Source organism: Oerskovia sp. 140933 (assembly GCF_059651515.1).
The window spans coordinates 82,854-88,978 of sequence record NZ_JAMXIO010000016.1 but is presented as its reverse complement, the minus strand read 5'-3'; the positions used below and the strand labels follow the sequence as shown (position 1 = coordinate 88,978).

The window sequence follows — 6,125 nt, the reverse complement described above, 5'->3', positions numbered from 1 at the left end:
ACGAGAGACCTCCGTTGGTCAGAGCCGGGTTCCTAGACAGCTCCCACTCGACACGGAGGTCTCTCTTCACGTCAACAACGGTCCTGGTCAGTACATCTAGAGCGCCCGCCGGGGCACGACCGGCCGATCCGGGGACACCGCGCGGCGTCCCCTGGTCGACGTGCGCAGCGTCAGCCGCGCGGCCCTCGAGCGGGCCACGTAAATCGGCGATCATCGCGCTGCATGCCCTCATCGTCCCACACCCTCCCCCGCGCGCCCGAGGGACCGGTCACCGGTCCTCGGGCTGAGCCTCGCCCAGGGGGAAGGTCCGCACGACCTCGTACAGGGGGCCTCCGCTGCGGCCGGCCCCCGGGGTCGACTCCACCAGGCAGAGCTCGTCGGCGGTGAACCGCGGACCCTCGTAGACGGCCAGCGCGTGCGCCAGCTCGGCCGGCCCGGGGCCCGTGGGCCGGGGATCGGTCTTCCGGCGGGACGTCTTGCGCGGCCCGGAGGCACGCGCCACGGTCAGGTGGGCGCGCTGCCGGGGCCTCCGGTCGAGCCGCAGCCCGACGTCGGAGGCCGCCTCCGCGGTCCCGGCGCTCAGGCGTCGCAGAGCCTCGGCGTCGCCACCCACTCCCGCGAACAGGATGCGGTCCTCGAAGGTCCCCGCCCCACGCAGGTGCAGCGAGAGAGGGGCCGCGGACCGCGCCACCCCGTCGAGCGCCACGCCCAGGTCGTCGGCCGCGCCGTCGGCGACCTCGCCGAAGAACGCGACCGTGAGGTGCATGAGCTCCCGCGGGGTCCAGCGCAACGACGGACGGCCGTCGTCGAGGGCCACCGCCCCGAGGGCGGACAGCGCGAGCCCCAGGTGGTCGAGGGCCTCGTCGGAGGGGTAGAGGGCAGCGAACAGTCGCACGGACCGTCCCCTCACCGGGCCTCGTCCACGTCGGCGGTCGCGGCGGTGGTGCCGACGGGACGTGGTCGGTGCGCCCGGCTCGACGCGTACAAGCAGACCGTGGCGGCCGTGGCGAGGTTGAGCGACTCGGCCTGGCCACGGATCGGGACGCTCACCACGGCGTCGGCCAGCTCGCGGTCCTCGGGAGGGAGCCCCCATGCCTCGTTGCCGAAGACCCACGCGGTGGGCCGCTCGAGGTCGGGCGAACCTGCCGGTGCCGATCCTGCGACGTCGAGCAGGTCGTCGAGGTCGTGGTCACCGTTGCCGTCCGCGGCCAGGACGGTCAGCCCGGCGGCGCGCAGCGCGTCGACGGTCTCCGCGAGGCTCACCCCGGTCACGACCGGGACGTGGAACAAGGACCCCGCCGTGGAGCGCACGACCTTGGGGTTGTGGACGTCGACGCTCTCGCCCGCGAGGACCACGAGGTCCGCGCCGGCGGCGTCCGCGGCACGGATGACGGTGCCCGCGTTGCCGGGGTCCCGCACCGTGGCGAGGATCGCGACGAGCCGCGGGGACCTGGCGGCCTCGCTGGCGAGCGTGACCTCCTGCGTCCGTGCGACCGCCAGGATGCCCTGGGCGTCCGTGCTCATGGCCTCGAACGCCTCGGGCGTCGTGAGGTGCACGTGCAGGTGCTGGTCGAGGGCGTCGTCGACGATCTCCGCGTACCGCTCGGCGGCCGACGAGGTTACGTACACGTCGCGCACCAGGTGCGCGCCGTGCCGGACGGCCTCGCGCACGCCCTGCGGGCCCTCCACGAGGAACTGCCCGTGGCGGGAACGCGCCGAACGCCCGGACAGTGCCCGTACCGCCTTGACCCGGTCGCTCCGAGGGTTCGAGACCTCGGGAACGCGACGGAAGAACGGTACGGGGCGACCTGAGGACAGATCGTTCACTGTGCGGGCGTCCGGTGAGAAGAGTCGCTGCTCGATGATCAGGCAGCAGCCTTCGGGGCGTTCACGTCGGTGGGCAGCGCGTCCTTCGCGGCCTGGACGAGCGCGTTGAAGACGGTGACGTCGTTGACCGCGAGGTCGGCGAGGACGCGACGGTCGACCTCGATGCCAGCAGCCTTGAGGCCCTGGATGAGGCGGTTGTACGTCAGGCCCTGGGCGCGGGACGCAGCGTTGATGCGCTGGATCCACAGACGACGGAAGTCGCCCTTGCGCGCCTTGCGGTCACGGTAGGAGTAGACGAGGGAGTGGGTGACCTGCTCCTTCGCCTTCCGGTAGAGACGCGAACGCTGGCCGCGGTAACCCGCAGCGCGCTCGAGAGTTGTACGGCGCTTCTTCTGGGCGTTGACCGCCCGCTTCACGCGTGCCACGTGATGCTCCTTGCAGTTCGGGGCTCAGGTAGGGATTCAGCGATGGTCAGCGCCGGGGCGCGACCACCAGGCAGATCACTTACCGAGCAGCTTCTTGATCTTCTTGACGTCTGCGGGGGCGACGACCTGGTCAGCAGACAGGCGACGCGTGCGCGTGCTCGACTTGTGCTCGAGCAGGTGGCGCTTGTTGGCCTGCTCGCGCATGACCTTGCCGCTGCCGGTGATGCGGAACCGCTTCTTGGCGCCGGAGTGCGTCTTGTTCTTCGGCATGGCTGCCGTTTCTCCTTTGTCTGGTCGAGATCCCGGGAGGGATCCGACGTGTTCGGGCCGTGGCCGGTGGGCCTGGCTCGGTGTCAGTTGGTCAGCTGGACTTGCCGCCCGGCTTCGGCTTGGACGCCGTGCCGGGCTTGGGCGCTGCCGGCCGGGGAGCCGGGGGCTTGGGCATGGCGGCCGGCTTGGGCACCGCGACCGGCTTGGGAGCCGCCGCGGGCTTGGGCGCTGCCGCCGGTGCTGCCGGGGCAGCGGCCTTGGGCGCAGGAGCCTTGGGAGCCGACGCGCGGGGCGCGGCCTTGGGTGCAGCGGCCTTGGGGGCTGCTGCGGGAGCGGCGGCAGGGGCCGGCGCGGGCTCGGGAGCTGCGGCTGCCTTGGCCGCTGCTGCGGCCTCGGCGGACTCGACCATCTCCGCGGCCTCGGCGACCTGCACCTCGAAGGGCACGTCACCGCCGTCCGCGGGCTCCTCGGAGACCTCGACGGGCGCGGGCCGGGGGTCGGTCTTCGCCGTCTTCGGCTCGGCCTCCTGAGCACGCTTGCGCTGCTCGTTCTTGGCCTCGGCCTTCTTCTTGACCGGGCCGAGCACCATGATCATGTTGCGCCCGTCCTGCTTGGGCGCGCTCTCCACGAAGCCGAGCTCCGAGACGTCCTCCGCGAGGCGCTGCAGGAGACGGATACCCATCTCCGGGCGCGACTGCTCGCGGCCACGGAACATGATCATGACCTTGACCTTGTCGCCCGCGGCGAGGAAGCGCTCGACGTGGCCCTTCTTGGTGCCGTAGTCGTGCGGGTCGATCTTCAGACGGAAGCGGATCTCCTTGAGGACCGTGTTCGCCTGGTTCCGGCGAGCCTCACGGGCCTTCATGTCCGACTCGTACTTGAACTTGCCGTAGTCCATGAGCTTGCACACCGGCGGGCGTGCGTCGGGGGCGACCTCCACCAGGTCGAGGTCAGCGTCCTGGGCAAGGCTCAGGGCGACCTCAATGCGGACGACGCCGACCTGCTCCCCACCTGGGCCGACAAGTCGGACCTCGGGGACACGGATCCGATCGTTGATGCGAGGCTCGCTGATGTGATGCTCCTAGGAAGTCGTCGGTAGACCACCAGGAACGGGAAAGGCCCCCGTCCCAGAGCGCAGGGAGGAGGCCATCGATCGGGTCGTCGCGGGTGCGACGAACACACCGTCGCGCCACCGTGAAGAACGGCGACGCTCCGGACCGAGACCCGGCCTCTGTCGTGACGATCGTCAGCGGTTGAAGCTCAGGTGGGATGGAATCCACTTTGCGCACCCGTAGTCCACCCTCCGAAGCACCATCTGGAGCCTCGTCGAGAACCTACGGGTCGGTCAGCCACCAAGAATAGCACGCACCGTCGGGCGACCCGACGGCGCCCGCCGCGCCGCCGCGACAGCCCGCGCACCGGTGCCCACCGGGCGCGCCTCTGCGCCCACGCTACCCACTGGAGAGCCTCCAAGATTGGAACTCTTCCAGATAACGGGTACTGTGGCGGCATGCCCACCGAGAAGCAGGTCCGCCCAGCGGACAACGAGACCGAGCTCCGCGACAGCGGGCTGCGCGTCACGGCTGCGCGTCTCGCGGTCCTCGACGTCGTCGCACGGCAGCAGCACGCCAACGCCGAGGACGTGCTGCGCGCGGCGCGCGAAGCTCTGGGCTCGGTGTCCGTCCAGGCGGTGTACGACGTCCTGAACACGCTCACCGAGCACGGCCTGCTGCGTCGGATCGAGCCCGCGGGCCACCCCGCGCGCTACGAGCGCCGGCTGGGTGACAACCACCACCACGTGGTGTGTCGCTCGTGCGGTGCCGTCGCGGACATCGACTGCGCCGTCGGGCACGCCCCGTGCCTGACCCCGAGCGGCAGCAACGGCTTCACGATCGACACCGCCGAGGTCACCTACTGGGGCCTGTGCCCCGACTGCGCGGCCTGACGGCCCGCACCCCCACAGCTCTCTTCACCGCTCACCGGAGCACCGTCCCCACCGCCCCCTACCCACAACGCAGGCACAGGGCCCCGTGCTCCGCCTGGAGGAGATGACGATGACGAACACCCCCTTCACCACCACCCAGACGGGTACGCCCGTCCCGAGCGACGCCCACTCGCTGACCGCGGGCACCGACGGCGCGACCGCGCTGCACGACCGCTACCTGGTCGAGAAGCTGGCCCAGTTCAACCGCGAGCGCATCCCGGAGCGCATCGTGCACGCCAAGGGCGGCGGCGCGTTCGGTGAGTTCGTCGTCACGGAGGACGTCTCGGCGTACACCCGTGCGGCCGTGTTCCAGCCGGGCGCGCGCACCGAGACGCTGCAGCGCTTCTCGAGCGTCGCCGGCGAGCAGGGCTCCCCCGACACGTGGCGCGACGTGCGCGGCTTCTCGGTGAAGTTCTACACGACCGAGGGCAACTACGACATCGTCGGCAACAACACCCCGGTCTTCTTCATCCGCGACGGCATCAAGTTCCCCGACTTCATCCACTCGCAGAAGCGCCTGCCGGGTTCCGGCCTGCGCGACGCCGACATGCAGTGGGACTTCTGGACCCTGTCCCCCGAGTCCGCGCACCAGGTGACCTACCTCATGGGTGACCGTGGCCTGCCGCGCTCGTGGCGCGAGATGCCGGGCTTCGGCTCGCACACCTACCAGTGGATCAACGCCGCGGGCGAGCGCTTCTGGGTCAAGTACCACTTCACGTCGAACCAGGGCAACGTCGAGATGGAGGGCTCGGAGGCCGAGCTCATCGCGGGCGCCGACGCGGACTACTACCGCCGCGACCTGTACGAGGCCATCGAGGCCGGCAGCTTCCCGTCCTGGGACGTGCACGTCCAGGTCATGCCGTACGAGGACGCCAAGACGTACCGCTTCAACCCGTTCGACCTGACGAAGGTCTGGCCGCACGCCGACTACCCGCTCATCAAGGTCGGTACGCACACGCTCAACCGCAACCCGCAGAACTTCTTCGCGGAGATCGAGCAGGCGGCGTTCTCCCCCGCCAACACGGTCCCGGGCATCGACATCAGCCCCGACAAGATGCTCATGGCCCGCGTGTTCTCCTACCCGGACGCGCAGCGCTACCGCGTGGGCACCAACTACAACCAGATCCCGGTCAACGCGCCGCACGCCGCGCCGGTGCACAACTACTCGCAGGACGGCGCCCAGCGTCACGGGTTCAGCTCGCCCACGACGCCGGTCTACGCCCCGAACAGCCTGGGCGGCCCCGTGGCCGACGAGGCGCGCGCCGGGGTCGGCTCGTGGGAGTCGGACGGCGAGCTGACGCGTGCCGCGGCGACGCTGCACGCCGAGGACGACGACTTCGGCCAGGCCGGCACGCTCTACCGTGAGGTCTTCGACGACGCGGCCAAGGCGCGCTTCCTCGAGACCATCACGGGCGCCGTGGGCGGCGTGCAGAGCATCGCGATCCGCGAGCGCGCGATCCAGTACTGGACGAACGTGGACGCGAACCTCGGTGCGGCGCTGCGTGCCGCGCTCGAGGTCGCCCCGCTCGCGGCCGACGAGCCGGGCGTCACGTCGGAGCCCTCGCACTCCTGACGCCGACGCTCCTGCCCGGCGCGACGCCGTCGGGCAGGGGCTCTCG

The 6,125-nt window shown here is 71.0% G+C and carries 6 protein-coding genes and 1 pseudogene; 2 read left to right on the top strand and 5 right to left on the bottom strand.

What is annotated here, in order from left to right; all coding sequences use genetic code 11:
* Positions 1-268: 268 nt before the first annotated feature.
* From thpR to infC, 5 genes and pseudogenes are all read right to left on the bottom strand, one after another.
* Complete coding sequence (gene thpR / locus NHG27_RS10510; RefSeq protein ID WP_497016259.1) at positions 269-895, bottom strand: RNA 2',3'-cyclic phosphodiesterase; 627 nt, start codon at positions 893-895, stop codon at positions 269-271.
* 11 nt (positions 896-906) lie between these two features.
* Positions 907-1,827, bottom strand: a complete 921-nt coding sequence (locus tag NHG27_RS10505) for a TrmH family RNA methyltransferase (RefSeq protein WP_497016258.1) — start codon at positions 1,825-1,827, stop codon at positions 907-909.
* A 38-nt stretch (positions 1,828-1,865) separates the two neighbouring features.
* Entirely contained in the window at positions 1,866-2,252 is a 387-nt protein-coding gene (gene rplT / locus NHG27_RS10500) for a 50S ribosomal protein L20 (protein WP_193718292.1), read from the bottom strand.
* A gap of 75 nt (positions 2,253-2,327) precedes the next feature.
* Positions 2,328-2,522, bottom strand: a complete 195-nt coding sequence (gene rpmI / locus NHG27_RS10495) for a 50S ribosomal protein L35 (protein WP_030150472.1) — start codon at positions 2,520-2,522, stop codon at positions 2,328-2,330.
* Positions 2,523-3,033: 511 nt separating this feature from the next.
* Positions 3,034-3,594: pseudogene (gene infC, locus NHG27_RS10490) on the bottom strand (translation initiation factor IF-3); the annotation flags it as partial.
* A 438-nt stretch (positions 3,595-4,032) separates the two neighbouring features.
* Between infC and NHG27_RS10485 the strand changes: the two are divergent.
* Together NHG27_RS10485 and NHG27_RS10480 are read left to right on the top strand one after the other, a co-directional pair.
* The gene (locus NHG27_RS10485; RefSeq protein ID WP_497016257.1) at positions 4,033-4,467 is read left to right on the top strand and encodes a Fur family transcriptional regulator; all 435 of its coding nucleotides are present in this window, start codon (positions 4,033-4,035) and stop codon (positions 4,465-4,467) included.
* Between the two features lie 109 nt (positions 4,468-4,576).
* Positions 4,577-6,079 (top strand): catalase, encoded by a 1,503-nt coding sequence (locus NHG27_RS10480; protein ID WP_497016256.1) that lies wholly within the window; start codon positions 4,577-4,579, stop codon positions 6,077-6,079.
* Positions 6,080-6,125 lie beyond the last annotated feature (46 nt).

What these genes read in the sequence shown, in the direction of transcription:
- rpmI (WP_030150472.1), bottom strand. Translation starts at nt 2,522, where the DNA reads ATGCCGAAGAACAAGACGCACTCCGGCGCCAAGAAGCGGTTCCGCATC.
- NHG27_RS10485 (WP_497016257.1), top strand. Translation starts at nt 4,033, where the DNA reads ATGCCCACCGAGAAGCAGGTCCGCCCAGCGGACAACGAGACCGAGCTC.
- NHG27_RS10480 (WP_497016256.1), top strand. Translation starts at nt 4,577, where the DNA reads ATGACGAACACCCCCTTCACCACCACCCAGACGGGTACGCCCGTCCCG.